At 47.6% G+C, this 23,923-nt stretch carries 35 protein-coding genes; 3 read left to right on the top strand and 32 right to left on the bottom strand.

Annotated elements, in window-relative coordinates; genetic code table 11:
* Positions 1-5 precede the first annotated feature (5 nt).
* The 32 genes from rpsD to slyD form a co-directional block, all read right to left on the bottom strand.
* Positions 6-626 (bottom strand): 30S ribosomal protein S4, encoded by a 621-nt coding sequence (gene rpsD / locus G7083_RS07820; RefSeq protein WP_166014266.1) that lies wholly within the window; start codon positions 624-626, stop codon positions 6-8.
* Between the two features lie 27 nt (positions 627-653).
* Positions 654-1,043, bottom strand: coding sequence for a 30S ribosomal protein S11 (rpsK, locus tag G7083_RS07815; protein WP_001118870.1), 390 nt, complete (start codon positions 1,041-1,043; stop codon positions 654-656).
* 19 nt (positions 1,044-1,062) lie between these two features.
* Positions 1,063-1,419 carry a 30S ribosomal protein S13 gene (gene rpsM, locus G7083_RS07810; RefSeq protein ID WP_000090771.1) on the bottom strand — a complete coding sequence of 119 codons (357 nt, stop codon included), beginning with the start codon at positions 1,417-1,419 and terminating at the stop codon, positions 1,063-1,065.
* A 149-nt stretch (positions 1,420-1,568) separates the two neighbouring features.
* Complete coding sequence (gene rpmJ, locus G7083_RS07805; RefSeq protein ID WP_039969906.1) at positions 1,569-1,682, bottom strand: 50S ribosomal protein L36; 114 nt, start codon at positions 1,680-1,682, stop codon at positions 1,569-1,571.
* A gap of 37 nt (positions 1,683-1,719) precedes the next feature.
* Entirely contained in the window at positions 1,720-3,054 is a 1,335-nt protein-coding gene (gene secY / locus G7083_RS07800) for a preprotein translocase subunit SecY (RefSeq protein WP_166014265.1), read from the bottom strand.
* Positions 3,055-3,074: 20 nt separating this feature from the next.
* Positions 3,075-3,509 carry a 50S ribosomal protein L15 gene (gene rplO / locus G7083_RS07795; RefSeq protein WP_166014264.1) on the bottom strand — a complete coding sequence of 145 codons (435 nt, stop codon included), beginning with the start codon at positions 3,507-3,509 and terminating at the stop codon, positions 3,075-3,077.
* A gap of 5 nt (positions 3,510-3,514) precedes the next feature.
* A complete protein-coding gene (rpmD, locus tag G7083_RS07790; protein WP_000201159.1) occupies positions 3,515-3,691 on the bottom strand; it encodes a 50S ribosomal protein L30 in 177 nt (58 codons plus the stop codon).
* Between the two features lie 6 nt (positions 3,692-3,697).
* Positions 3,698-4,201, bottom strand: a complete 504-nt coding sequence (gene rpsE, locus G7083_RS07785) for a 30S ribosomal protein S5 (RefSeq protein ID WP_001040927.1) — start codon at positions 4,199-4,201, stop codon at positions 3,698-3,700.
* 14 nt (positions 4,202-4,215) lie between these two features.
* On the bottom strand, positions 4,216-4,569 hold the full coding sequence (gene rplR / locus G7083_RS07780; RefSeq protein WP_000358092.1) for a 50S ribosomal protein L18: 354 nt from the start codon (positions 4,567-4,569) through the stop codon (positions 4,216-4,218).
* 9 nt (positions 4,570-4,578) lie between these two features.
* A complete protein-coding gene (gene rplF / locus G7083_RS07775; RefSeq protein WP_166014263.1) occupies positions 4,579-5,112 on the bottom strand; it encodes a 50S ribosomal protein L6 in 534 nt (177 codons plus the stop codon).
* A gap of 14 nt (positions 5,113-5,126) precedes the next feature.
* Positions 5,127-5,519, bottom strand: a complete 393-nt coding sequence (gene rpsH, locus G7083_RS07770; protein WP_000062614.1) for a 30S ribosomal protein S8 — start codon at positions 5,517-5,519, stop codon at positions 5,127-5,129.
* A gap of 29 nt (positions 5,520-5,548) precedes the next feature.
* Positions 5,549-5,854 carry a 30S ribosomal protein S14 gene (gene rpsN / locus G7083_RS07765; protein ID WP_166014262.1) on the bottom strand — a complete coding sequence of 102 codons (306 nt, stop codon included), beginning with the start codon at positions 5,852-5,854 and terminating at the stop codon, positions 5,549-5,551.
* Positions 5,855-5,871: 17 nt separating this feature from the next.
* The gene (gene rplE / locus G7083_RS07760) at positions 5,872-6,411 is read right to left on the bottom strand and encodes a 50S ribosomal protein L5 (protein WP_001096208.1); all 540 of its coding nucleotides are present in this window, start codon (positions 6,409-6,411) and stop codon (positions 5,872-5,874) included.
* Positions 6,412-6,435: 24 nt separating this feature from the next.
* On the bottom strand, positions 6,436-6,753 hold the full coding sequence (gene rplX, locus G7083_RS07755) for a 50S ribosomal protein L24 (protein WP_000729176.1): 318 nt from the start codon (positions 6,751-6,753) through the stop codon (positions 6,436-6,438).
* Between the two features lie 12 nt (positions 6,754-6,765).
* Positions 6,766-7,137, bottom strand: coding sequence for a 50S ribosomal protein L14 (rplN, locus tag G7083_RS07750; RefSeq protein WP_166014261.1), 372 nt, complete (start codon positions 7,135-7,137; stop codon positions 6,766-6,768).
* A 161-nt stretch (positions 7,138-7,298) separates the two neighbouring features.
* A complete protein-coding gene (gene rpsQ / locus G7083_RS07745) occupies positions 7,299-7,553 on the bottom strand; it encodes a 30S ribosomal protein S17 (protein ID WP_001280802.1) in 255 nt (84 codons plus the stop codon).
* The gene (gene rpmC, locus G7083_RS07740) at positions 7,553-7,744 is read right to left on the bottom strand and encodes a 50S ribosomal protein L29 (RefSeq protein ID WP_166014260.1); all 192 of its coding nucleotides are present in this window, start codon (positions 7,742-7,744) and stop codon (positions 7,553-7,555) included. Before rpmC ends, rpsQ begins: the two co-directional genes overlap by 1 nt.
* The gene (gene rplP, locus G7083_RS07735) at positions 7,744-8,154 is read right to left on the bottom strand and encodes a 50S ribosomal protein L16 (RefSeq protein WP_000941216.1); all 411 of its coding nucleotides are present in this window, start codon (positions 8,152-8,154) and stop codon (positions 7,744-7,746) included. Before rplP ends, rpmC begins: the two co-directional genes overlap by 1 nt.
* Before the next feature lie 11 nt (positions 8,155-8,165).
* On the bottom strand, positions 8,166-8,867 hold the full coding sequence (rpsC, locus tag G7083_RS07730) for a 30S ribosomal protein S3 (protein ID WP_000529940.1): 702 nt from the start codon (positions 8,865-8,867) through the stop codon (positions 8,166-8,168).
* Between the two features lie 19 nt (positions 8,868-8,886).
* Complete coding sequence (gene rplV, locus G7083_RS07725) at positions 8,887-9,219, bottom strand: 50S ribosomal protein L22 (RefSeq protein ID WP_166015013.1); 333 nt, start codon at positions 9,217-9,219, stop codon at positions 8,887-8,889.
* Between the two features lie 10 nt (positions 9,220-9,229).
* On the bottom strand, positions 9,230-9,508 hold the full coding sequence (gene rpsS / locus G7083_RS07720; RefSeq protein WP_001138114.1) for a 30S ribosomal protein S19: 279 nt from the start codon (positions 9,506-9,508) through the stop codon (positions 9,230-9,232).
* Positions 9,509-9,528: 20 nt separating this feature from the next.
* Positions 9,529-10,353 (bottom strand): 50S ribosomal protein L2, encoded by an 825-nt coding sequence (gene rplB, locus G7083_RS07715; protein ID WP_166014259.1) that lies wholly within the window; start codon positions 10,351-10,353, stop codon positions 9,529-9,531.
* Between the two features lie 16 nt (positions 10,354-10,369).
* The gene (rplW, locus tag G7083_RS07710; protein WP_166014258.1) at positions 10,370-10,672 is read right to left on the bottom strand and encodes a 50S ribosomal protein L23; all 303 of its coding nucleotides are present in this window, start codon (positions 10,670-10,672) and stop codon (positions 10,370-10,372) included.
* Complete coding sequence (gene rplD, locus G7083_RS07705) at positions 10,669-11,271, bottom strand: 50S ribosomal protein L4 (protein ID WP_166014257.1); 603 nt, start codon at positions 11,269-11,271, stop codon at positions 10,669-10,671. The genes rplW and rplD overlap by 4 nt, the downstream gene beginning before the upstream one ends.
* Before the next feature lie 16 nt (positions 11,272-11,287).
* On the bottom strand, positions 11,288-11,917 hold the full coding sequence (gene rplC / locus G7083_RS07700) for a 50S ribosomal protein L3 (RefSeq protein ID WP_166014256.1): 630 nt from the start codon (positions 11,915-11,917) through the stop codon (positions 11,288-11,290).
* Between the two features lie 14 nt (positions 11,918-11,931).
* On the bottom strand, positions 11,932-12,243 hold the full coding sequence (gene rpsJ, locus G7083_RS07695; protein WP_001181007.1) for a 30S ribosomal protein S10: 312 nt from the start codon (positions 12,241-12,243) through the stop codon (positions 11,932-11,934).
* A 418-nt stretch (positions 12,244-12,661) separates the two neighbouring features.
* The gene (gene rlmB / locus G7083_RS07690) at positions 12,662-13,405 is read right to left on the bottom strand and encodes a 23S rRNA (guanosine(2251)-2'-O)-methyltransferase RlmB (protein WP_166014255.1); all 744 of its coding nucleotides are present in this window, start codon (positions 13,403-13,405) and stop codon (positions 12,662-12,664) included.
* Positions 13,406-13,412: 7 nt separating this feature from the next.
* A complete protein-coding gene (gene rnr / locus G7083_RS07685) occupies positions 13,413-15,878 on the bottom strand; it encodes a ribonuclease R (protein ID WP_166014254.1) in 2,466 nt (821 codons plus the stop codon).
* A gap of 401 nt (positions 15,879-16,279) precedes the next feature.
* The gene (locus tag G7083_RS07680) at positions 16,280-16,915 is read right to left on the bottom strand and encodes a tetratricopeptide repeat protein (protein ID WP_166014253.1); all 636 of its coding nucleotides are present in this window, start codon (positions 16,913-16,915) and stop codon (positions 16,280-16,282) included.
* Positions 16,916-17,123: 208 nt separating this feature from the next.
* Positions 17,124-18,422, bottom strand: coding sequence for an adenylosuccinate synthase (locus G7083_RS07675; protein WP_166014252.1), 1,299 nt, complete (start codon positions 18,420-18,422; stop codon positions 17,124-17,126).
* A 127-nt stretch (positions 18,423-18,549) separates the two neighbouring features.
* Positions 18,550-19,512 carry an isoaspartyl peptidase/L-asparaginase family protein gene (locus tag G7083_RS07670; protein WP_166014251.1) on the bottom strand — a complete coding sequence of 321 codons (963 nt, stop codon included), beginning with the start codon at positions 19,510-19,512 and terminating at the stop codon, positions 18,550-18,552.
* 175 nt (positions 19,513-19,687) lie between these two features.
* The gene (gene slyD / locus G7083_RS07665) at positions 19,688-20,290 is read right to left on the bottom strand and encodes a peptidylprolyl isomerase (protein ID WP_166014250.1); all 603 of its coding nucleotides are present in this window, start codon (positions 20,288-20,290) and stop codon (positions 19,688-19,690) included.
* Between the two features lie 236 nt (positions 20,291-20,526).
* Here slyD and G7083_RS07660 point away from each other — a divergent pair, with 236 nt between their 5' ends.
* The 3 genes from G7083_RS07660 to G7083_RS07650 all read left to right on the top strand — a co-directional run bounded on the left by G7083_RS07660 (position 20,527) and on the right by G7083_RS07650 (position 23,757).
* A complete protein-coding gene (locus G7083_RS07660) occupies positions 20,527-22,443 on the top strand; it encodes an ABC transporter ATP-binding protein (RefSeq protein ID WP_166014249.1) in 1,917 nt (638 codons plus the stop codon).
* Positions 22,444-22,583: 140 nt separating this feature from the next.
* Positions 22,584-22,793 carry a YheU family protein gene (locus G7083_RS07655; protein WP_166014248.1) on the top strand — a complete coding sequence of 70 codons (210 nt, stop codon included), beginning with the start codon at positions 22,584-22,586 and terminating at the stop codon, positions 22,791-22,793.
* A gap of 94 nt (positions 22,794-22,887) precedes the next feature.
* The gene (locus G7083_RS07650) at positions 22,888-23,757 is read left to right on the top strand and encodes a phosphoribulokinase (protein ID WP_166014247.1); all 870 of its coding nucleotides are present in this window, start codon (positions 22,888-22,890) and stop codon (positions 23,755-23,757) included.
* Positions 23,758-23,923: the final 166 nt, after the last annotated feature.

Genomic DNA, 23,923 nt, shown 5'->3' with positions numbered 1-23,923 from the left:
AAACCTTACTTAGAGTAAAGCTCGACGATCAATTGTTCGTTGATGTCAGCCGACAGATCGGAACGCTCAGGCAGACGCTTGAAAGTACCTTCCATCGTGTTTACATCGACTTCAATCCAAGTTGGTTTTTCGCGTTGTTCAGCAACTTCTAGAGCTGCTTTAATGCGAGATTGCTTTTTCGCTTTCTCACGAACTGCAACAACGTCGTTTGCCGCAACATTGAAAGAAGGAACGTTTACTACTTTACCGTTCACTAGGATAGCTTTGTGGCTAACCAGCTGACGTGATTCAGCGCGAGTCGCACCGAAACCCATACGGTAAACTACGTTATCCAGACGACCTTCCAGAAGCTGAAGCAGGTTTTCACCTGTGTTGCCTTTCAGGCGCGCAGCTTCTTTGTAGTAGTTACGGAATTGTTTTTCTAAAACGCCATAAATACGACGAACTTTTTGCTTCTCACGAAGCTGAACGCCATACTCAGACAGACGACCGCGACGAGCGCCGTGTACGCCTGGTGCGTTATCAATTTTACACTTGGTATCAATCGCACGAACGCCTGACTTAAGGAATAAGTCAGTACCTTCGCGGCGGCTAAGCTTCAGCTTAGGACCCAAATATCTTGCCATGATCTTTCTCCAATCTTCCTAGAAACGTTAAACGCGACGTTTCTTCGGTGGACGACAACCGTTATGAGGGATTGGTGTAGCATCAACGATGTTCGTGATACGGAAACCAGCTGCATTCAGAGCGCGAACAGTAGATTCACGACCTGGACCAGGACCCTTAACCATAACCTCTAGGTTCTTTAGGCCGTATTCTTTAGCCATTTCAGCACAACGCTCAGCAGCAACTTGTGCAGCGAACGGAGTAGACTTACGAGAACCGCGGAAACCAGAACCACCAGCAGTAGCCCAAGCAAGAGCATTGCCTTGACGGTCTGTAATGGTAACGATTGTGTTGTTGAAAGATGCGTGGATATGCGCTACGCCATCAGCAACTTGCTTGCGTACACGCTTACGTGCGCGAGTTGGTTGTTTAGCCATTGTACTCTACCCTTCCCGATTATTTCTTGATCGGCTTACGCGGACCCTTACGGGTGCGAGCGTTGGTTTTAGTACGCTGTCCACGTAGTGGTAGACTGCGACGATGACGAAGACCACGGTAACAACCAAGATCCATTAGGCGCTTGATGTTCATGGAAACTTCACGACGTAGATCACCCTCTACAGTGTACTTAGCTACACCATCACGCAGTTGATCGATCTGCTCTTCAGTTAGTTCACTGATCTTAACACTCTCAGCAATACCCAAATCAGCTAAAATAGCTTTTGAACGGGTTTTACCGATCCCGTAGATCGCAGTTAGTGCGATTACAGCATGTTTATGATCAGGAATGTTAATGCCTGCTATACGGGCCACTATGCACTCCTAGTACTTTCATCAAAGAATTACCCGCAACAAAGCCCGTCGAGGATACGTTGCGGTATACTACTTCTTTTGCACGCAAAAGGTAGGCCGAGGAATATACTCGACACTACCTTAATTTTCAAGTAAAAAATTTCTGCTAATTAGCCTTGGCGCTGCTTGTGCTTTGGCTCACTGCAAATCACGCGAACGACACCGTTACGCTTGATAATTTTACAGTTACGGCAGATTTTTTTAACGGAAGCACGAACTTTCATTGCTAAACTCCGTAAATCTATCTGAACTGCTGCCGTATTAACGGCCATAGCCTTTCAGATTTGCTTTTTTCAACACAGACTCATACTGATGAGACATCAAATGGGTCTGTACCTGTGCCATAAAGTCCATGATCACGACAACGACAATCAGTAGTGATGTGCCGCCAAAGTAGAAACGTACGTTCCACGCAACCATCATGAACTCAGGGATCAGACAGATAAAAGTAATATACAGTGCACCCGCAAGGGTTAAACGTGTCATCACTTTATCGATATATTTCGCTGTCTGTTCACCTGGGCGGATACCGGGTACGAATGCACCAGACTTCTTCAAGTTGTCTGCTGTTTCACGTGGGTTAAACACCAACGCTGTATAGAAGAAACAGAAGAAGATAATCGCCGCTGCATAAAGCATTACATACAGAGGCTGGCCTGGGCTCAATGCTAAAGACACATCGGTTAACCAACCAAATGCGCTGCTTTCACCGTTCTGACCAAACCACTGCGCCAATGTTCCAGGGAACAAGATAATGCTTGACGCAAAGATCGCAGGGATTACACCAGCCATGTTGATTTTCAACGGCAGGTGAGTGCTTTGCGCTGCGAACACTTTACGACCTTGTTGACGCTTCGCGTAGTTAACAACGATTCGACGTTGACCACGCTCCATGAAAACAACGAAGTAAATCACAGCAAAAGCTAACACTGCAATTAACAGCAGAAGAAGTACATGCAGTTCACCTTGACGCGCTTGCTCGATTGTTTGACCGATTGCCGAAGGCAATCCAGCAACAATACCTGCAAAAATCAGTATCGAAATACCATTTCCAATTCCGCGCTCTGTAATCTGTTCACCTAACCACATTAAGAACATGGTACCGGTTACTAAGCTCACGGTCGCAATCAGGGTAAACATGGTTTGGTCGATAACAACCAGATTGTTGACCATGTTTGGTAAGCCTGTTGCAATACCAATCGCTTGGAATGTTGCAAGTACAAGCGTGCCGTAACGCGTATATTGGCTGATCTTACGACGGCCTGCTTCACCCTCTTTCTTGAGTTCGGCTAACGCGGGATGAACTACCGTTAGCAACTGGACAACAATTGACGCCGAAATATACGGCATGATGCCCAGAGCTAAAATAGATGCACGCTCAAGGGCACCACCGGAGAACATGTTAAACATTTCAACGATGGTACCTTTTTGCTGTTCGAACAATTCGGCAAGTACAGCAGCGTCAATACCAGGGATCGGCACAAAAGAGCCGGCTCGGAATACTAAAAGTGCACCAATTACAAAGAATAAGCGCGACTTTAGTTCATTTAAGCCGCTCTGAGCACTACGAAAATCTTGTCCTGGTTTTCTAGCCATCTGTACCTCAATCCTCGAGATTATTCCTCGATTTTACCGCCTGCAGCTTCGATTGCAGCTTTAGCGCCTTTAGTCACGCGCAGACCTTTTACAGTCACTGCTTTGTTAATCTCGCCAGAAAGAACAACTTTCACAAACTCAATGTTTTTAGTAACAAGGTTTGCTGCTTTCAGAGCGTTCAGATCAACTACGTCACCAGTTACTTTCGCCAGTTCAGACAGGCGAACTTCAGCAGTCACAAAGCTCTTACGAGAAGTGAAACCGAATTTTGGTAGACGCTGTTTCAGAGGCATTTGACCGCCTTCAAAACCTGGACGAACTTTGCCGCCAGAGCGTGACTTTTGACCTTTGTGACCACGGCCACCTGTTTTACCAAGGCCTGAACCAACACCACGACCTAAACGCTTAGGAGCATGTTTAGAACCCGCTGCCGGCGATAGAGTATTCAATAGCATTATGATTACTCCTCAACTTTAACCATGTAGTAAACCTTGTTGATCATGCCACGAACACATGGCGTATCTTCAAGTTCTACTGTGTGGTTGATTTTACGAAGACCTAAACCGCGCAGTGTAGCTTTATGCTTTGGCAGGCGACCAATTGAGCTTTTAGTTTGAGTTACTTTAATAGTTGCCATGTGTTCTTACTCCGAAATTGATTCAACAGTTAGACCACGCTTAGCAGCAACCATTTCTGGTGACTTCACGTCCACTAGCGCATCAATCGTTGCACGAACGATGTTGATTGGGTTAGTAGAACCGTACGCTTTAGACAAAACGTTGTGTACACCAGCAACTTCAAGTACTGCACGCATCGCACCACCTGCGATTACACCAGTACCTTCTGCAGCAGGCTGCATGTAAACTTTAGAGCCCGAATGGCGACCTTTCACTGGGTGGTGAAGAGTACCTTCGTTCAGCGCGATCGTAACCATGCTACGACGTGCTTTTTCCATTGCTTTTTGGATCGCTGCAGGTACTTCACGGGCTTTACCGTAACCGAAACCTACACGACCGTTACCGTCACCAACTACAGTCAGTGCAGTAAAGCTCATGATTCGACCACCTTTAACCGTTTTAGAAACACGGTTAACTGCGATTAATTTTTCTTGCAAATCATTCGCTTGAACTTGTTGTTCTTTAGCCATCTTCCAACCCTACCTTAGAATTTCAGACCAGCTTCGCGAGCAGAATCTGCTAGCGCTGCTACTCGACCGTGGTATTGGAAACCAGAACGATCGAACGCAACTACAGTTACGCCTTTTTCAAGAGCGCGCTCTGCAACAGCTTTACCCACTGCTTTCGCTGCATCGATGTTACCGGTATATTTCACTTGCTCACGGATCGCTTTTTCTACAGTAGAAGCGGCGGCGATAACCTCAGAGCCATTAGCTGCAATCACTTGTGCGTACACGTGACGAGGAGTACGGTGTACTACTAGGCGAGTTGCACCCAGTTCTGCAATCTTACGACGTGCACGTGTAGCACGACGGATGCGAGATGCTTTCTTATCCATAGTGTTACCTTACTTCTTCTTAGCTTCTTTACTACGCACATTTTCATCTGCGTAACGAATACCTTTGCCTTTGTATGGCTCAGGCGCGCGGTAAGAACGAATGTCAGCCGCAACTTGACCAACTACTTGCTTATCACAACCAGTCAGTACAATTTCAGTTTGGCTAGGACATTCAGCTTTAATACCCGCTGGCAGTTCATGCTCAACAGGGTGAGAGAAACCCAGAGTCAGGCCTACAGCGTTGCCTTTCATAGCAGCACGGTAACCAACACCTTTCAGTACGAGTTTCTTAGTAAAGCCTTCAGTAACACCAACAACCATGTTCTTAACTAGAGCACGTGCAGTACCTGCTTGTGCCCATGCATTGGCTACGCCTTCACGTGGACCAAAAGTCAGTTGGTTGTCTTCTTGTGCGATCACTACACCTTTGTGGAAAACGCGAGAAAGTTCGCCTTTAGCACCTTTGATAGTGATCTCTTGGCCGTTCAGTTTCACCTCTACGCCAGCTGGAATAGCGACAGGTGCTTTAGCAACACGAGACATGTTCTACTCCTTAATTATGCTACGTAGCAAATGATTTCACCGCCAAGACCTGCTTTACGAGCAGCGCGGTCTGACATCAGACCCTTGGAAGTGGAAACGACAGCAACGCCTAGACCACCCATTACAGATGGCAGCTCGTCTTTCTTCTTGTAAACACGAAGACCTGGACGAGAAACGCGTTTGATTTGCTCGATTACTGGTTTTGCTTGGAAATACTTAAGCGTGATTTCCAACTCAGCTTTTACTTCGCCTTCAACAGCGAAATCAGCGATATAACCTTCTGCTTTCAGAAGTGCAGCAATTGCAACTTTCAGCTTTGAAGAAGGCATTTTTACAGCAACTTTGTTTGCTGCCTGACCGTTACGAATGCGGGTCAGCATATCCGAAATCGGATCTTGCATGCTCATAAACTTTACTCCAAATGATTAAGTGGCAATTACCAGCTAGCCTTACGAAGTCCTGGAATCTCGCCTTTCATGCAAGCTTCACGAACTTTAATACGGCTTAGACCGAACTTACGCAGGAAACCGTGTGGGCGACCAGTTTGGTTGCAACGGTTACGCTGACGAGAACGACTTGAATCACGTGGAAGAGATTGCAGTTTAAGAACCGCGTTCCAACGATCTTCTTCAGATGCGTTTACATCGCTGATGATAGCTTTCAGAGCTGAACGCTTTTCAGCGAACTGAGCTACCAGCTTCGCACGCTTGTCTTCACGTGCTTTCATTGATTGTTTAGCCATAACAGTAACCCTTCACCTTACTTACGGAATGGGAAGTTAAAGGCAGCCAGCAGAGCACGGCCTTCCTCATCGGTACCAGCGGTAGTCGTGATAGTGATATCAAGACCGCGTACACGATCGACTTTATCGTAGTCGATTTCCGGAAAGATGATTTGCTCGCGAACGCCCATGCTGTAGTTACCACGACCGTCAAAAGACTTGCCGTTAACACCGCGGAAATCACGTACACGTGGAAGAGCGATAGAGATCAAACGCTCTAAGAAATCCCACATGCGTTCGCCACGCAAGGTTACTTTACAACCGATTGGGTAGCCTTCACGGATTTTGAAACCAGCTACAGATTTGCGCGCTTTAGTGATCAGTGGCTTTTGGCCAGAGATGATCGCCATATCAGACGCTGCATTTTCGAGTAGTTTCTTATCGTTGATTGCTTCACCAACGCCCATATTGAGGGTGATTTTCTCAATTCTAGGGACTTGCATGACGCTTGTGTAACTGAACTGTTTGGTCAGTTCAGCGACTACAGACGACTTGTAGTAATCATGCAGTTTCGCCATAGTAGAACTCCAAATTACTTCTAATTAGTTAGAAACGATTTCGTTATTAGACTTGAAGAAACGAACTTTCTTGCCATCTTCAAAACGGAAACCGATGCGGTCTGCTTTACCAGTTGCTGCGTTGAAAATCGCAATGTTAGAAACGTCGATTGCTGCTTCTTGCTCAACGATGCCGCCTTGGACACCCATTGCAGGAACAGGTTTCTGATGTTTCTTAACTAGATTGATACCTTCAACGATAACTTTACCAGTTGCCAGAACCTTCGTTACTTTACCTTTCTTGCCTTTGTCTTTACCAGCAAGAACGATTACTTCGTCATTTTGACGGATTTTAGCTGCCATTGTTGCCGCTCCTTACAGAACTTCTGGAGCCAGTGATACAATCTTCATGAATTTCGCATTACGAAGTTCACGAGTCACTGGACCAAAGATACGTGTACCGATTGGTTGCTCACTGTTGTTGTTCAACAGTACGCAAGCATTACGGTCGAAGCGAATGACAGAACCGTCTGGACGACGTACGCCTTTACGGGTGCGAACTACCACCGCCTTTAATACATCACCTTTTTTCACTTTACCGCGAGGAATTGCTTCCTTAACAGTAACTTTGATGATGTCGCCAACGTGGGCGTAACGACGATGAGAGCCACCCAGAACCTTAATACACATTACGCTGCGAGCGCCTGAGTTATCAGCTGCATCCAGGGTAGTTTGCATTTGGATCATGTTAGTGCTCCGCTAAATATTAAAAAAACTAGACCCATCTCGGGTCGGGCTGCCTCTTTAAAGGGACGCGAATTGTACCACCCTTTTTTTTGATTGGGTAGTCAAAAAACAAGCGGCTCCAAAAATAATTGGAGCCGCCTGAATTGCGAGAAAAGGAGAGATTAAATCTTCGCTTTTTCTACAATTTTCACCAAAGTCCAAGACTTAGTCTTAGACAGTGGACGACATTCACGAATTTCAACGGTGTCGCCAATGCCACACTCGTTGTTTTCGTCATGTGCGTGTACTTTAGTCGTGCGCTTAACGAATTTACCGTAGATCGGGTGCTTCACCATGCGCTCGATAGCAACAACGATAGACTTGTCCATCTTGTCGCTAACAACACGACCTAGTTGAGTACGAATTTTGTCGCTCATTATGCGCCTGCCTTCTCAGTCAAAACAGTTTTCACACGTGCGATATCACGGCGTACAGCTTTCAGAGTATGAGTTTGCTGCAGCTGACCAGTCGCAGCTTGCATACGCAAGTTGAACTGCTCTTTCAGCAAATTCAGTAGCTCAGTGTTCAGCTCTTCAACGCTCTTTTCGCGTAGATCTTGTGCTTTCATCACATCACCTGCTTAGTTACAAATGTAGTCTTGAATGGCAGTTTACGAGCCGCTAGGCGGAACGCTTCACGCGCCAATTCTTCAGGTACACCATCAACTTCGTACATAACCTTACCAGGTTGGATTTGGGCTACCCAGTACTCAACGTTACCTTTACCCTTACCTTGACGAACTTCTAGTGGTTTTTCTGTGATTGGTTTGTCTGGGAACACACGGATCCAGATTTTACCTTGACGCTTGATATGACGCGTCATAGCACGACGTGCCGCTTCGATTTGACGAGCAGTCAGACGACCACGGCCAATAGCTTTAAGACCAAAGCTACCGAAGCTGACTTCAGTGCCTTTCGCTAGACCACGGTTACGACCAGTCTGAACCTTACGGAACTTAGTACGTTTAGGTTGTAGCATCTGTCGACTCCTTACTTACGGCCTTTACGCTGCTTCTTAGGCTTGTCAGCCTTTGGCTCTGCAGCTTCAGTTGCTGCTGGCATTCCGCCTAGGATCTCACCTTTGAAGATCCAGACTTTCACGCCGATTACACCGTAGGTGGTGTGAGCCGAAGAAGTTGCGTAATCAATGTCAGCACGTAGAGTGTGTAGAGGTACGCGACCTTCACGATACCACTCTGAACGAGCAATTTCAGCGCCGCCTAAACGGCCACTTACTTCCACTTTGATACCTTTAGCGCCTAGACGCATTGCGTTTTGTACCGCGCGCTTCATCGCACGACGGAACATTACGCGACGCTCTAGTTGAGACGCGATGCTATCAGCCACAAGCTGACCATCCAGCTCTGGCTTACGTACTTCAGCGATGTTGATTTGCGCTGGTACGCCAGCAATTTTTGCTACTGCTGCACGCAGTTTTTCAACGTCTTCGCCTTTTTTACCGATAACAACACCTGGACGAGCAGTGTGAATAGTCACACGGATGCTCTTCGCTGGACGTTCGATAACGATGCGTGACAGAGACGCGTTTGCCAATTCCTTAGACAGGTATTGACGCACCTTGAAGTCGCCGTCTAGGTTGTCAGCGAAATCTTTGGTGTTAGCAAACCATGTAGCATTCCAAGGCTTAACGATGCCTAGACGAATACCATTTGGATGTACTTTCTGACCCATTGCTTACTCTCCTAGTCTCTTAGCGATCTGCGACAACCACAGTAATGTGGCTTGAACGCTTCAAGATACGATCCGCACGGCCTTTAGCACGAGGCATAATACGCTTCATGACTGGGCCCTCATCTACGAAGATTTTAGCGACACGTAGATCGTCGATGTCTGCACCTTCGTTGTGCTCTGCGTTCGCGATTGCAGATACCAGAACTTTCTTAATCAGTTCAGCCGCTTTTTTGTTGCTGAAAGTCAGAAGTTCTAGTGCTTGATCCACAGATTTACCGCGGATTTGGTCTGCAACTAAGCGAGCTTTCTGAGGAGAAATACGAGCAAAGTTATGTTTAGCGATAGCTTCCATCATTTACCCCTTATTTCTTCTTAGCTTTCTTATCCGCAGCATGACCGCGGTAAGTACGAGTAGGTGCAAATTCGCCCAATTTGTGACCGATCATTTCGTCAGTTACGAAAACTGGAACGTGTTGACGACCATTATGGACAGCGATGGTCAAACCGATCATTGTTGGAATGATCATTGAACGACGGGACCAAGTCTTAATAGGCTTTTTGTCTCCGCTTTCCACCGCTTTCTCTACCTTCTTCAGCAAGTGTAGGTCAATAAATGGACCTTTCTTGAGAGAACGTGGCATGGCTTATCCTCTTAAATAGATTACTTATTACGACGACGTACGATGTACTTGTCAGTGCGTTTGTTACTACGTGTCTTGTAGCCTTTAGTTGGTACGCCCCAAGGAGATACAGGGTGACGACCACCAGAAGTACGACCTTCACCACCACCGTGTGGGTGGTCAACCGGGTTCATTACCACACCGCGAACGGTTGGACGAATACCACGCCAGCGCGCAGCACCAGCTTTACCCAGTTCACGCAGCATGTGCTCAGAGTTGCCTACTTCACCGATCGTTGCACGACCTTCAGACAACACTTTACGCATTTCGCCAGAACGTAGACGGATAGTTACATATGAACCGTCACGAGCTACCAGTTGCGCGTACGCACCTGCAGAACGAGCCAGCTGTGCACCTTTCCCAGGAGTTAATTCAACGTTATGGATAGTTGAACCAACAGGGATGTTGCGCATTGGCATTGCGTTACCCGCTTTAATCGGCGCATCAGGGCCAGATTGGATAACGTCGCCCGCTTTCAAACCTTTTGGTGCGATGATGTAACGACGCTCACCGTCTGCGTACAGAACTAGAGCGATGTTTGCGCTACGGTTTGGATCGTATTCTAGACGCTCAACTTTCGCTGGGATACCGTCTTTAGTACGTTTGAAGTCAACCAAACGATAGTGTTGCTTGTGACCACCACCGATGTGACGTACTGTGATACGACCGTTGTTGTTACGACCACCGTTCTTAGAGTTTTTCTCTAGAAGAGGTGCGTATGGCTTACCCTTGTGCAGGTCAGCGTTAACAACTTTAACAACGTGACGACGACCAGCCGAAGTCGGCTTACATTTAACAATAGCCATTTTTCAACTACTCCTGTTATTCCGCGCCGCCAACGAAGTCAAGATCTTGACCTTCATTCAAAGTCACGTACGCTTTTTTCACGTCAGAACGACGGCCTTGGCGTACACCTTGACGCTTGGTCTTCCCCTTAAGGATCAGGGTATTTACAGACTTAACTTCAACTTCAAATAGCTTTTCTACAGCTGCTTTGATCTCTTTCTTAGTGGCATCTTTTGCTACTTTGAAAACGATAGTGTTCGCTTTCTCTGCAGACATGGTTGCTTTTTCAGAGATGTGCGGTGCACGTAGAACTTTTAGTAGACGCTCTTCACGGATCATGCCAGCATCTCCTCAACTTGCTTAACTGCAGCAGCAGTCATTAGAACCTTGTCAAATGCGATCAGGCTAACTGGGTCAATGCCCGTTACATCACGCACGTCAACTTTGTACAGGTTACGAGCAGCTAAGAACAGATTTTCGTCTACTTCGCCAGTAACGATGAGAACATCGTTCAGCTCAAGTTCTTTTAGCTTAGCTACTAGAGCTTTGGTCTTTGGAGCTTCAACTGAGAACTCTTCAACAACGATTAAACGCTCTTGACGAACTAGCTCAGACAGAATGCTCTTCATAGCACCACGGTACATTTTTTTGTTTACTTTTTGGCTGTGATCTTGTGGTTTCGCAGCAAAAGTAACACCACCTGTACGCCAGATTGGGCTACGGATTGTACCAGCACGTGCACGGCCAGTACCTTTTTGACGCCATGGCTTAGCGCCACCGCCAGAAACTTCTGAACGTGTCTTTTGAGCACGAGTACCTTGACGAGCACCTGCTGCATAAGCAACAACTACTTGGTGTACAAGAGCTTCATTGAACTCACGTCCGAAAGTAGTTTCGGAAACAGTTAGTGCGTTAGCACCTTTAACCATCAATTCCATTACTTACTCCTAGACGTTACGCTTTAACAGCTGGTTTGACGATCACGTTAGCGCCGGTTGCACCTGGGACTGCACCTTTAATCAGGAGCAGATTGCGCTCAGCGTCAACACGTACGATCTCTAGGTTTTGAGTCGTTACACGCTCAGCACCCATGTGACCTGCCATTTTCTTGCCTTTAAACACGCGACCTGGAGTCTGACATTGACCGATAGAACCAGGAGCACGGTGAGACAATGAGTTACCGTGAGTCATATCTTGGGTACGGAAATTCCAGCGCTTAACAGCACCTTGGAAACCTTTACCTTTTGATGTACCGGTAACGTCTACTTTTTTAATTTCGTTGAACAGTTCAACAGTCAGTTCAGAACCCACTGCAAACTCTTCGCCGTTTTCTAAACGGAATTCCCAAAGACCGCGACCAGCTTCTACACCCGCTTTCGCGAAGTGACCAGCTTCTGGCTTAGTAACACGGTTAGCTTTCTTAGCACCCGCAGTTACTTGGATAGCTGCGTAACCATCAGTTTCAAGTGTTTTCACTTGAGTGATACGGTTCGCTTCAACCTCAACAACTGTTACAGGGATAGAAACGCCTTCTTCAGTAAATACGCGGGTCATGCCCACTTTACGTCCGACTAGACCAATCATTCTTCTAATCTCCCTTAACCTAGGCTGATTTGAACATCAACACCAGCAGCAAGATCAAGACGCATCAGTGCATCTACAGTCTTATCAGTTGGTTCTACGATGTCGATCAGACGCTTGTGAGTACGAATTTCGTACTGGTCACGTGCATCTTTGTTTACGTGTGGAGAGATCAGAACAGTGAAACGCTCTTTACGAGTAGGCAGTGGGATTGGACCACGAACCTGTGCGCCGGTACGTTTAGCTGTTTCTACGATTTCCGCAGTAGAAGCATCGATCAGTTTGTAATCGAAAGCTTTTAGGCGGATACGGATACGTTGGTTCTGCATGAGACAGAGCTCCAATTATAAAAAAATTACACAAACAATATCGCCACTCAAACTCGTCAGAACGAGAGAATGCCGATTGATTTATGTGAAACCGTAGTGCCACAATTGGGCACATTGTCAGCTAATGTGAATAACTTAAATAAATAAGCTAATCGAATTAACTGCGAACATAAGCTGAGTATACATTACCGTACCTATCAATACGACAGGCTAGCTCCTCGCTGCTCATTGGTTCACAACTGGCTAAACCAGTGCGGGGAATTATACCGATCACAGTTTGAGTTGCAAGGGATGTTTGAAAAATAATCGGAATTAAATTGTGGCAGGTTGAAGACAAAGAAAAATGGCGGAGAAAAGGAAAATAGGCCAATCATTCACGGGCACTTGCATACCCGTGATATTGTATCGGTTCGGAAACTTATTGATTGGCCATGCGTTGACGCACAGCTTCAAACAGGCAGACACCACATGCCACCGAGACATTGAGGCTTGAAACACTACCCGCCATCGGGATTTTGATCAGATCATCGCACGTCTCACGAGTGAGACGACGCATACCATCCCCTTCGGCTCCCATCACGATGGCTAGTGGCCCACTCAATTTACTTTGGTAGATATCATGAGTGGCTTCCCCCGCCGTACCAACAAACCACACCCCTTTTTCCTGCAGAGCGCGCATGGTACGTGCCAAGTTAGTCACTCGAACCAATGGTACGGTTTCTGCAGCGCCACAAGCGACTTTACTGACCGTCGCGGTCAGTGGCGCGGATTTATCCTTGGGCACAATCACTGCGGCGACACCTGCCGCATCAGCATTCCGCAAGCAAGCCCCAAGATTATGGGGATCGGTCACGCCATCAAGCACTAACAGTAATGGCTGTTGATGTTGGGCGAGGATATCATCCAGATCATTTTCATTGAGTTGCCGCATGGCTTTCACCCGCGCAATCAAGCCTTGGTGATTGGCACCTTCCGCTTTGTCATCAAGTGCTTTACGACTCATCTCTTGAATCGAGATCCCAAGATGCGTCAATTCATTGACTACTGGTAGCAAGCGATCATCCTGACGGCCTTTTAGTACATACACTTCGATAAAGCGCATTGGATCGCGTTGTAATACTGCATTCACCGCATGGATGCCGTAAATCAATTCGTTACTCATGTTCTACCTATTTGGTTTTTTCTCGTGCCTTGCTGGTTTTCTTACCCGCTTGGTTTTTACGTTTTTTCGGCGCTTTGGTTTTTTTGGCTTTGGTAGTCGCGGGGCCATCTGGATGGCGTGTCGCTTCTAGCTTAGGTTGTGCCGCTGATTTTACTGGCGCCTTAGCCCGACCACCTTTGCTCGCGGCTTGCTTTTTACCCTGAGCTTTGGCCCTTGCCTCTTCGGCACGCTTTTTGGCGGTTTTACCTTGGCCGCGTAGCTTACGACTTGTTTCAACCAATTCAAAGTCTATTTGACGATCATCAAGATTGACGGCCAAAACTTTCACTTTCACAGCATCGCCGAGCCGATAAATAGCACCAAAACTTTCCCCAACCAAACGTTGACCGATCGGATCATAGTGGTAGTAATCGTTAGCTAACGTCGAAATATGCACTAAGCCGTCAATATGCAGATCGCTCAAGCGTACAAAGAAACCAAAACTGGTCACGTTGGCAACTACACCATCGAGCTCTTCACCCACATGGTCTTGCATATATTCACATTTGAGCCAATCAGCGACTTCACGAGTCGCATCATCAGCACGCCGCTCAGTCATCGAACACTGCTCACCATAAAAATGCATATCATCAAATGAGTAATGATAGCCGCCGGTTGGGGTCCAACGATCTTGATTACGTCCTTCTTGTTTGGCGATCAAATACTTGATTGCACGATGCAGCAGTAAGTCTGGGTAGCGACGAATCGGTGAGGTAAAGTGTGCGTAACGTTTTAAAGCCAAACCAAAGTGACCAGCATTAGCACCGTTATATACCGCTTGCTTCATCGAACGCAGTAGCATGGTTTGGATCAGTTCTTTATCTGGTCGCTCGCCGATTTGCTTCATCAAATTTGCGTAATCGGTCGGCGCGGGCTCTAATCCCCCGGCTAGATCAAGGCCTAATTCACCTAAGAAACTTCTGAATCCAGTTAAACGCTCTTCACCTGGCGGTTCATGGATACGATACAAGGCCGCTTCTTTGGCTTTCTCCACCAACGAAGCTGATGCGATATTAGCGAGGATCATGCACTCTTCAATCAGCTTATGGGCATCGTTACGCACCACAGGTTCGATGCTGTCAATTTTACGCTGTGGATTAAAGATGAATTTGGTTTCCACCGTTTCAAACTCAATCGCACCACGCTCATCACGTGCGCCTTTGAGTACCTGATACATTTTGTGCAGCTCTTGCAGATGAGGGACTAGTTCTTGATAGCGCTCACGCAGCTCTTCATCGCCTTCGAGAATTTCGTGCACTTTAGTGTAAGTCAAACGCGCATGCGAATTCATCACCGCTTCATAGTGCTTGTAACCAGACAGTTTACCTGTCTCGGAGATGGTCATTTCACACACCATACACAAGCGATCGACTTGTGGGTTGAGCGAACAAAGACCATTGGACAACACTTCCGGTAGCATAGGAACCACTTGTGATGGGAAGTAGACTGAGTTACCGCGATTAATCGCCTCTTTATCCAGTGCGCTATCTGGGCGCACGTAATAACTTACATCGGCAATCGCCACCCATAGTCGCCAGCCGCCACCTTTTTTCGCTTCACAATAGACCGCATCATCGAAATCTCGCGCATCTTCACCATCAATGGTGACCAGCGGTAAAGCACGCAGATCAACGCGGCCTTGTTTAGCTTGCTCCGGTACCTCTTCTGCCAACCCAGCCACTTGCTGTTCAACTTCGGCTGGCCACTCATGGGGAATTTGGTGGGTACGGATCGCAATCTGAATTTCCATCCCCGGAGCCATATTTTCACCGAGCACTTCGACCACTTTACCCATCATGCCGCGATTGCGAGTACCGCGATCAGTGATCTCAATCACCACTACGTTACCCATCCGCGCACCGACACGTAATTCGTCAGGGATCAAAATATCATGATGGATCCGCGAGTCATCCGGCACCACATAGGAGTAACCGTGTTCAAAAAAGAAACGCCCAACAATTTGGTCATTACGCGGCTCCAAAATGCGCACCAAGCGCCCCTCTTTACGGCCACGCTTATCGGTACCACTTGGCTGCACCAACACAAAATCACCATGGATCAGCGAACGCATCTGGTGATGTGGGAGTAAAATATCACCCTCTTTATTAAGGCTTCCTTCTGGGCGTACCCAGCCATGCCCATCTTTGTGGCCAATGACGTAACCTTTCACCATTTCTAATTTTTCAGGCAAGGCGTAACATTGACGACGAGTAAATACCAGTTGACCATCACGTTCCATTGCTCGCAAGCGACGGCGCAACCCTTCGTACTGTTCTTCGCCGGCCAGTTTTAGCGCTTCGAACAGATCGTTGCGATTCATCGGAACATTAGCTTGGGTTAAAAATTCCAGAATGAACTCACGACTTGGAATTGGATTGTCATAGTTGTCGGCTTCTCGATCCGCAAATGGATCAAGGTGTGTGGTGTCAGACATAGGCAGACCTGCTTATCGAGGGGTATAGGTTATATCCTAATGCTTTGTCACAATGAACAACTAACGACAACGCACAGAACTGACTCATCATGCTATTTAATGTGATCTGAATCAAATTTAAAATGATGAATCAGCAAGATTTATGATCGGGTTCGAGCCAATCAGCCAAGTGAGGCTGATGGATAGTAAAATAGGTGGATGCCGCTTGGCGACAGCAAGAGCTTAATCGGCTAAATCAACGATATTGCTGACTCACCAATCCGTGAGATGTATTACACCCAAATAGCTTGGAGTTGCAGGTAGGCGGCAAGTGAGTGAGTCCCCATGAGCATAGGCAAGCTATGTGATTGAGGTGAAACAACCTAGCCAACACCACTACCGCTTCAAGTCGCAAGGGGATATCACCAAAACGTTTCTCTGCGCTTAGCACGTGCGATGATATTTTCCGGCATACGCCGCTCTAAACCTTGGCGCAGTAGCGCGATCCGGTGGTGAGTACGCTGATCCGCAGTTACCGAGTTATACAGCCAACGATACGCATCTTCGTAATCTCGCGGGCTGCCGTAATCACGCAATAACAGCTCGGCCAGTTGAATACGTGCATTTAGATTACCCATTGCCGCCGCTTCGCGTAGGTAAGGAATTGCGCGCTGTTTATCTTGCTGAACTAACGTACCGCGCGAATAATAACGTCCGAGCTGCTCAAGTGCTGCGGGTAGCCCTTGATGTGCTGCATTTTCCATATAATACAGGCCAAGCTCGACATCCTGCTCGACACATACTCCCCACGCTAGCATATCGCCATACAGAAATTCATAAGCAGGCAGACTGATACGTGTCGCACGCGCAACAATATCTTCCACAATCTGGCAATGATCCGCTTTTACACGCTCAAGATGCTTATTTTGTTCAATCAGTTTGATTAGCTTAGCTTCCGAATAGATAGGCACTGGTTCTCCTAAATCCTCAGCATAAGCAGGATTGTAGCAGGAGTACCATGCAAGCAATAAGGAAGCGGCTAGCGTTCGTAGCTTCATACCCGCACTCTTACATAACACCGGCAATCGTTACGCGCAGCATTGCACGCGGACTCGGTTTGCTTTCTATATCGGCATTTTATGCGATCGCTTTAGCCCCGTTTACCGTTTTGCGGCAACTTTTTGCCACCAATGAACAGCATACCGCTGACAGTATGGCAAAAAAAAGCCGACTCAATGAGTCGGCTGCGATTTTTTTCTCTCAAGATCACACGCTAAATGGGTGAACTTTGATGATAGTTTCGTTGCGATCTGGACCAGTAGAGATGATGTCAACTGGAACACCGGTCAGCTCTTCAATGCGCTTGATGTAATCCAGCGCAGTCTGTGGCAACTCAGCCAAAGTTTTCGCACCGAAGGTCGTTTCAGACCAACCTGGCATGGTTTCGAAAATTGGCGTTACACCTTCGAATGCATCTGCAGCCATTGGTGAAACTTGCGCAATTGAACCATCTGGCATTTGATAACCAGTACAGATCTTGATTTCTTTCAGACCATCAAGAACGTCAAGTTTAGTCAGACAGAAACCTGTTACTGAGTTAATTTGAATTGCACGGCGCATCGCCACGGCATCAAACCAACCACAACGGCGCTTACGGCCCGTGGTTGCACCAAATTCATGGCCTTTAGTGCCTAGGTGGTCGCCCACTTCGTCAAACAATTCCGTTGGGAATGGACCAGCACCAACACGAGTACAGTATGCTTTGGCAATACCTAAAATATAACCCAAGTGACGAGGGCCAAAACCAGAACCAGCGGCTACACCACCAGCAGTGGTATTGGAAGAGGTGACATATGGGTAAGTACCATGGTCGATATCCAGCAGGGTGCCTTGTGCGCCTTCGAACATGATCTTATCGCCACGCTTACGCGCTGCATCCAGTTCGTCAGTCACGTCAATAACCATCGACATCAACAATTCTGCATAACCTTGCACTTGCTCCAGTACAGCTTGGTAACTGACTGGCTCTACTTTGTAGAAATGCTCCAGTTGGAAGTTATGATATGCCATCACTTCTTGCAGTTTGTCAGCAAAAGAAGCCATATCGAATAGGTCACCAACACGCAGACCACGACGAGCCACTTTGTCTTCGTACGCCGGACCGATACCACGACCCGTAGTACCAATCGCTTTCTTGCCACGAGCAACTTCGCGCGCTTGGTCAAGCGCAATGTGGTATGGCAAGATCAGGGGGCAAGCTTCAGAAATGAAAAGACGCTCACGAACAGGTACACCACGCGCTTCGAGACCAGACATCTCTTTGAGCAGCGCATCTGGTGACAGAACCACACCGTTACCGATAATGCATTTCACGTTGTTGCGAAGAATACCGGATGGAATCAAGTGAAGAACGGTTTTTTCACCGTCAATGACTAGTGTGTGACCTGCGTTATGTCCGCCTTGGTAGCGAACCACGTATTTTGCATCTTCAGTTAAAAGGTCTACGATTTTACCTTTACCTTCGTCACCCCATTGGGTGCCAAGAACGACTACGTTATTACCCATCTTTCCAAGTCTGATTGCTAGTTAAAAAAGGATTCTAGCACCGAATGTGAATCGTTGCAGTCATTTTTTAAGCATCAAAAATTCATATAAAACAGTCTTGAAAATCCATTCAGTTATTAGCGCGCAATTATTGGTCGGCGTAAATGTTGACACTCAATTGCCCATGTCGATCAATACTGGCGCAATACATTGCAGTACCGTTGATCGCAAAGTGAACGTCGCCACAGGCATTGATTGCAATTAAACCCACTTCGCTAGTAAGGCTTTTCAGCTCGCCTTGCAGCACACTTTGACACGCGGTCTGCACATCTTGCTGCAGATAACGCATGTGAGCAGCAATATCACTGGCCACCGAATAGCGCAGCAAATATTGATCCATCCCGGTACATGAAATTGCCACATTACCATTTTCGGCAATCATACCCGCCCCCATCAGCACCGCACTCCCCACTCGCCCAACCGGTTGATTAGCAACGCCGCCAGTACTGGATGCCGCGGCTAAATTCCCCCATTGATCGAGCGCAACCGCACCGACCGAGCCAGATTGTTGCGCCACGAGATGTTGCCTTGGCGAGGATGGTTCAATCGCATCGCAAAGCGCTAAATCCGTTTGTGGCTTGAGACTCTGGAGTTGCTCATAACATCGCTCAGTAAAGAAATAATCCTGCTCGGTATATTGGTGTCCTTGTTGAAAAGCAAACTGCTCAGCCCCTTCACCGCTCAAAAATACCTGCGAGCTATCACGCAGCACATCACGCGCAAGCTGGATCGGATTTTTAATATGACGCACCCTAGCAATCATTCCCACCGCTCGCTGTGCACCATGCATCACTGAGGCATCCATCTCAACCATCTCATTATGAGTCAATGCCGCCCCCTTGGCGGCATTGAACAGTGGTGAATCTTCCAATACTGTCACGGCCGCCACCGCCGCATCTAACGCATCAGCGCCTTGCACTAACAATTGATGCCCGGTACGCACAGCTTGCTCTAATGTAGTGAGAATTTCAGCACGTAACGGGGCATCGATGTGTGCAGATAACACGCTGCCAACACCACCATGAATGGCGATCGCAATAGGATGAGTCATAACCAGTTTCTCCAACGGTATACCACGCATCATGGTGGTATGGGGCTTAAGCCGTAGTCTATCGATAAAAAGCAAAAAATCAGCCACAAAAAAAGCGCTAACCGGATCGCGGTGAGCGCTTTGCCAATAGACCTGACTAGACCAATCTGTTATCAGCTAGTCGGCGGCTTTACACTTAGTGTGAACCGCAGCTACCGCCGCCACAGCAGCCTTCTTTTTTACCATGACCGTGATGGTCATGATCGTGGCCTTCGCCACCACAGCAACCGCCTTCATGATCGTGGTCATGATCATGACCACCACAGCAGCCACCTTCTTGGTGAATATGACCGTGTGCCATCTCTTCTTCAGTAGCAGCGCGCACCGCGACCACTTCAACACTGAAAGTCAGTGATTGACCAGCCAGCATGTGGTTACCATCAACCACCACTTCATCACCATCAACTTCAGTGATTTCAACAGGGATCGGGCCTTGATCGGTATCGGCCAAGAAACGCATACCCACTTCCAACTCATCAACACCTTGGAACACATCCGCAGGAACACGTTGCACTAAGTCAGCATTGTGTTCGCCATATGCATCTTCCGGTGCAATCGTTACGGTAAACTTATCGCCCGCCACTTTGCCTTCTAGCTCACGCTCAAGACCTGAAATCAGGTTATTGTGACCGTGCAGGTAATCCAGTGGTGCCTCAACCGTAGACTGATCCACTACCACGCCATCTTCGATAGTCAATTGGTAAGCAAGACTTGCTACCGTGTTTTTTTCAATTTTCATAACTGCTCCAGGGAGGTTGTCTCTCGACGGCCAAATACCCGCCAAAAGAAAAAAGTTGTCGATATTATGAAGATCACACGCAGAAACTCAATTACTCCGGCTTAAAAATTCCCATCATCGACGGATCGGCATGCTGACTCGGCGCAATCATACCCGAATCGGTATAATGATCGACTTTTATCCTTATTCCACCTACTATTCCGAGCGCAAATTCAACCGGCGATAAACGATTTTTTATGATTACCTTTTCTGATATTCAGCTACTGCGCGGCGGTAAACCCCTCCTTGAGCACGCTTCAGCCACCATTCATCCCGGCGATAAAGTCGGTTTAGTCGGTAAAAACGGCTGTGGTAAATCAACCCTGTTTGCATTGCTGAAAGATGAACTCTCAATTGATGCGGGATCGTTCAGCCAACCCGCTTACTGGGAATTAGCTTGGGTAGCACAAGAAACCCCAGCCCTAGATCGCACCGCACTGGAGTATGTGATTGATGGCGATCGCGAATATCGCGAGCTAGAAAGTCAATTAGCTGAGGCGGAAATGGCCGATAACGGCACGAAAGTGGCGGAGCTGCACGGCAAAATCGAAATGGTTGGTGGTTATAGTATTCGCGCTCGCGCCTCAGAGCTGCTGGACGGCTTGGGCTTTTCACAACCGCAGATGAGCTGGAATCTGACCCAATTTTCCGGTGGTTGGCGAATGCGTTTAAACCTGGCACAAGCACTGATTTGCCGCTCAGATTTACTGCTGCTCGATGAGCCGACCAACCACTTAGATTTGGACGCGGTAATGTGGCTCGAACGTTGGTTACAAAGCTATCCTGGTACGCTGATCCTGATTTCCCATGACCGAGACTTCCTCGACCCGATCATCAATCGGATTGTGCATATTGAGAATCAGACTTTAAACGAATACACCGGTAACTACTCATCGTTTGAGCACCAACGCGCGCAAAAAATGCTCCAACAACAAGCCGCCTATCAAAAGCAGCAAAAACAGATGGCGCACATGCAAAGCTATATTGATCGCTTTCGCTATAAAGCGTCGAAAGCTCGCCAAGCACAAAGCCGACTCAAAGCGTTAGAGCGGATGGAAACCGTGCTGCCAGCCCAATTTGATAACCCGTTCAGTTTTGAATTTCGTGAGCCAGCCGCGCTACCTAACCCGATCCTGATGATGGATCAAGTGGCGGCGGGCTACGGCGATAACTTAATTCTGGAAAAAATCCGCTTGAATTTGGTGCCCGGCAGCCGCATCGGTTTGCTTGGCCGTAACGGAGCCGGTAAATCGACCTTGATCAAACTGCTCTCTGGGGAGCTGATACCACAATCGGGTGACTGCAGCTACTCGCAAGGGGTAAAAATTGGCTACTTTGCCCAGCATCAGTTAGAAACCCTGCATCCAGAAGAGACTCCGCTGCAGCACATGATGCAAATCGCCCCCGATAAAAATGAGTTAGAGCTGCGTAACTACCTAGGCAGCTTTGGGTTTCATGGTGAAAAAGCACTCGAAAAAGTTGCGCCCTTCTCTGGCGGTGAAAAAGCCCGTTTAGTGCTGGCACTGATTGTATGGCAAAAGCCCAACCTACTGCTGCTCGACGAACCGACCAACCATCTGGATTTGGATATGCGTCAGGCGCTGACTTTAGCATTGCAAAGCTATGAAGGCGCAATGGTGATCGTCAGCCACGATCGTTACTTACTGCGCGCCACCACCGATGATCTCTATTTAGTGCATGATCACCAAGTTGCGCCATTTGATGGTGACTTAAATGACTACTACAAATGGCTGACCGATCAGCAAAAAGCCGAACGCAAAGAAACCCAAACTAGCAGTAACACCAACAGCAGCAACAGTGCAGCGGCCAAAAAAGAGCAAAAGCGCCGTGAAGCCGATTTTCGTAAGCTCACTGCGCCCATTCGCAAAAAACTGACCCAGTTGGAAAATAAACTCGACCAACTGAACCAACAGATCGGTGAGATGGAAAACCAGTTAGCGGATAGCGCACTGTACCAAGCCGAAAATAAAGCCACTCTGACTGAGGTGTTGGCCAAACAAGCGGCCGCCAAATCCGAGCTAGAGCAAGTCGAACTAGCCTGGATGAGCGAACAGGAAATCTTAGAAGAGATGGAACAGCAATTTAATGCTTAAAGCACGCTAGCGCACAAACCATCTAGCCGCGACGCTGGTTATCTCGCTCGACCACTTCACCGACAGCGAGATAACACAGATCCCCCCGATCACTCGTGCGGTGAAAGCCGAGCAATCGGTTATCAAATCAAGAGGTATTGATGATCATTCCCTGGCAACAAATTGCACCAACAACACTCAACAATTTGATCCGAGAATTTGTGCTGCGTGAAGGCACGGATTATGGCGATATAGAAGTGTCACTGGAGGAAAAAATAGCGCAAGTACGCGTTCAATTACAAACTGGGCAAGCGGCAATCGTCTATTCCGAATTGCATGAAAGCGTCGATATTAAATGCCAACCATTTTAACTCAGCAGTGACGACAACCTTGACCGTGCTATAGTCATTGAGCAACGGGAGCCAAGTGGGCACCCAATTCAAGGACTTAAGGACAAGGTTTGTCATGTCAGCGAAACACCCCATCATTGCGGTGACCGGCTCTTCCGGTGCCGGCACTACCACCACCTCAGAAGCATTTCGTAAAATGTTCAATATAATGGACATTAAACCAGCATGGGTTGAGGGAGACAGCTTTCATCGCTTCACCCGCCCTGAAATGGATAGTGAAATCCGCAAAGCCCGAGAACAAGGTCGCCATATCAGCTATTTTGGTCCACAAGCCAACGACTTCTCAGCGCTAGAAGAGTTCTTTCGTCAATATGGCAAAAGCGGTACCGGCCAAGTTCGCCGCTACTTACATTCGTTTGACGAAGCCGTGCCATATCATCAAATCCCAGGCACCTTTACCCCTTGGCAAGCGCTGCCAGAAAACTCAGATGTGCTGTTTTATGAAGGCTTACACGGTGGCGTCGTTGATGGCGCAGTCAATGTTGCACAGCACGTTGATTTTCTGATTGGCATGGTGCCGATTGTTAACCTTGAGTGGATCCAGAAATACGTGCGTGATACCCGCGATCGTGGACATTCACGTGAAGCGGTAATGGATTCGATCGTCCGTTCAATGGATGACTACCTCAACTTCATCACCCCACAATTTTCACGCACCCATATTAACTTTCAACGGGTACCGACCGTCGATACCTCCAACCCGCTCAACGCAAAAGGCATCCCAACCTTGGATGAGAGTTTTGTGGTGATCCGCTTCCGTGGCATTAAAAACGTCGATTTTCCATACCTATTGGCGATGATTGATGGCTCATTTATGTCACGCCATAACACCATCGTTGTCCCCGGCGGCAAGATGAGTTTTGCGATGGATTTAATTGTACGCCCACTGCTGCAGCAACTGATTGAAACCGGAAAAATTGGTTAGCTCCGACCAGTTATGAATGCTTACTTTTCATACCGTGATCATGTGCACATTTTTGCGTAGCAAATCAGGCCAGTGACACGATTAAAATCAAGAAATCATTTTGGAAAGACGCTACTATTCTCAATCGAAACATAAGAGAGCTTGCAGCACTAGGTAACACCTTTTA

Source organism: Vibrio sp. HDW18, from assembly GCF_011306175.1.
Taxonomy (GTDB): domain Bacteria; phylum Pseudomonadota; class Gammaproteobacteria; order Enterobacterales; family Vibrionaceae; genus Vibrio; species Vibrio chanodichtyis.
Note: the sequence above shows the minus strand (reverse complement) of the source record. Positions and strands in the feature narration are given on the sequence as shown.

Bases quoted from the DNA above. Each gene is read 5' to 3' on its own strand.
- rpsD (WP_166014266.1), bottom strand. From the start codon at position 626: ATGGCAAGATATTTGGGTCCTAAGCTGAAGCTTAGCCGCCGCGAAGGT.
- rpsK (WP_001118870.1), bottom strand. From the start codon at position 1,043: ATGGCTAAACAACCAACTCGCGCACGTAAGCGTGTACGCAAGCAAGTT.
- rpmJ (WP_039969906.1), bottom strand. From the start codon at position 1,682: ATGAAAGTTCGTGCTTCCGTTAAAAAAATCTGCCGTAACTGTAAAATT.
- secY (WP_166014265.1), bottom strand. From the start codon at position 3,054: ATGGCTAGAAAACCAGGACAAGATTTTCGTAGTGCTCAGAGCGGCTTA.
- rplO (WP_166014264.1), bottom strand. From the start codon at position 3,509: ATGCTATTGAATACTCTATCGCCGGCAGCGGGTTCTAAACATGCTCCT.
- rpmD (WP_000201159.1), bottom strand. From the start codon at position 3,691: ATGGCAACTATTAAAGTAACTCAAACTAAAAGCTCAATTGGTCGCCTG.
- rpsE (WP_001040927.1), bottom strand. From the start codon at position 4,201: ATGGCTAAAGAACAACAAGTTCAAGCGAATGATTTGCAAGAAAAATTA.
- rplR (WP_000358092.1), bottom strand. From the start codon at position 4,569: ATGGATAAGAAAGCATCTCGCATCCGTCGTGCTACACGTGCACGTCGT.
- rplF (WP_166014263.1), bottom strand. From the start codon at position 5,112: ATGTCTCGTGTTGCTAAAGCACCTGTCGCTATTCCAGCTGGCGTAGAG.
- rpsH (WP_000062614.1), bottom strand. From the start codon at position 5,519: ATGAGCATGCAAGATCCGATTTCGGATATGCTGACCCGCATTCGTAAC.
- rpsN (WP_166014262.1), bottom strand. From the start codon at position 5,854: ATGGCTAAACAATCAATGAAAGCACGTGAAGACAAGCGTGCGAAGCTG.
- rplE (WP_001096208.1), bottom strand. From the start codon at position 6,411: ATGGCGAAACTGCATGATTACTACAAGTCGTCTGTAGTCGCTGAACTG.
- rplX (WP_000729176.1), bottom strand. From the start codon at position 6,753: ATGGCAGCTAAAATCCGTCAAAATGACGAAGTAATCGTTCTTGCTGGT.
- rplN (WP_166014261.1), bottom strand. From the start codon at position 7,137: ATGATCCAAATGCAAACTACCCTGGATGCAGCTGATAACTCAGGCGCT.
- rpsQ (WP_001280802.1), bottom strand. From the start codon at position 7,553: ATGAGCGACAAAATTCGTACTCAACTAGGTCGTGTTGTTAGCGACAAG.
- rpmC (WP_166014260.1), bottom strand. From the start codon at position 7,744: ATGAAAGCACAAGATCTACGCGAAAAGAGCGTTGAAGAGCTGAACACT.
- rplP (WP_000941216.1), bottom strand. From the start codon at position 8,154: ATGCTACAACCTAAACGTACTAAGTTCCGTAAGGTTCAGACTGGTCGT.
- rpsC (WP_000529940.1), bottom strand. From the start codon at position 8,867: ATGGGTCAGAAAGTACATCCAAATGGTATTCGTCTAGGCATCGTTAAG.
- rplV (WP_166015013.1), bottom strand. From the start codon at position 9,219: ATGGAAGCTATCGCTAAACATAACTTTGCTCGTATTTCTCCTCAGAAA.
- rpsS (WP_001138114.1), bottom strand. From the start codon at position 9,508: ATGCCACGTTCTCTCAAGAAAGGTCCATTTATTGACCTACACTTGCTG.
- rplB (WP_166014259.1), bottom strand. From the start codon at position 10,353: ATGGCTATTGTTAAATGTAAGCCGACTTCGGCTGGTCGTCGTCACGTT.
- rplW (WP_166014258.1), bottom strand. From the start codon at position 10,672: ATGATCCGTGAAGAGCGTCTACTAAAAGTTCTACGTGCACCGCACATC.
- rplD (WP_166014257.1), bottom strand. From the start codon at position 11,271: ATGGAATTGATGGTTAAAGGTGCTAACGCACTAACTGTTTCCGAAACT.
- rplC (WP_166014256.1), bottom strand. From the start codon at position 11,917: ATGATTGGTCTAGTCGGACGTAAAGTGGGCATGACCCGCGTATTTACT.
- rpsJ (WP_001181007.1), bottom strand. From the start codon at position 12,243: ATGCAGAACCAACGTATCCGTATCCGCCTAAAAGCTTTCGATTACAAA.
- rlmB (WP_166014255.1), bottom strand. From the start codon at position 13,405: ATGAGTAACGAATTGATTTACGGCATCCATGCGGTGAATGCAGTATTA.
- rnr (WP_166014254.1), bottom strand. From the start codon at position 15,878: ATGTCTGACACCACACACCTTGATCCATTTGCGGATCGAGAAGCCGAC.
- G7083_RS07680 (WP_166014253.1), bottom strand. From the start codon at position 16,915: ATGAAGCTACGAACGCTAGCCGCTTCCTTATTGCTTGCATGGTACTCC.
- G7083_RS07675 (WP_166014252.1), bottom strand. From the start codon at position 18,422: ATGGGTAATAACGTAGTCGTTCTTGGCACCCAATGGGGTGACGAAGGT.
- G7083_RS07670 (WP_166014251.1), bottom strand. From the start codon at position 19,512: ATGACTCATCCTATTGCGATCGCCATTCATGGTGGTGTTGGCAGCGTG.
- slyD (WP_166014250.1), bottom strand. From the start codon at position 20,290: ATGAAAATTGAAAAAAACACGGTAGCAAGTCTTGCTTACCAATTGACT.
- G7083_RS07660 (WP_166014249.1), top strand. From the start codon at position 20,527: ATGATTACCTTTTCTGATATTCAGCTACTGCGCGGCGGTAAACCCCTC.
- G7083_RS07655 (WP_166014248.1), top strand. From the start codon at position 22,584: ATGATCATTCCCTGGCAACAAATTGCACCAACAACACTCAACAATTTG.
- G7083_RS07650 (WP_166014247.1), top strand. From the start codon at position 22,888: ATGTCAGCGAAACACCCCATCATTGCGGTGACCGGCTCTTCCGGTGCC.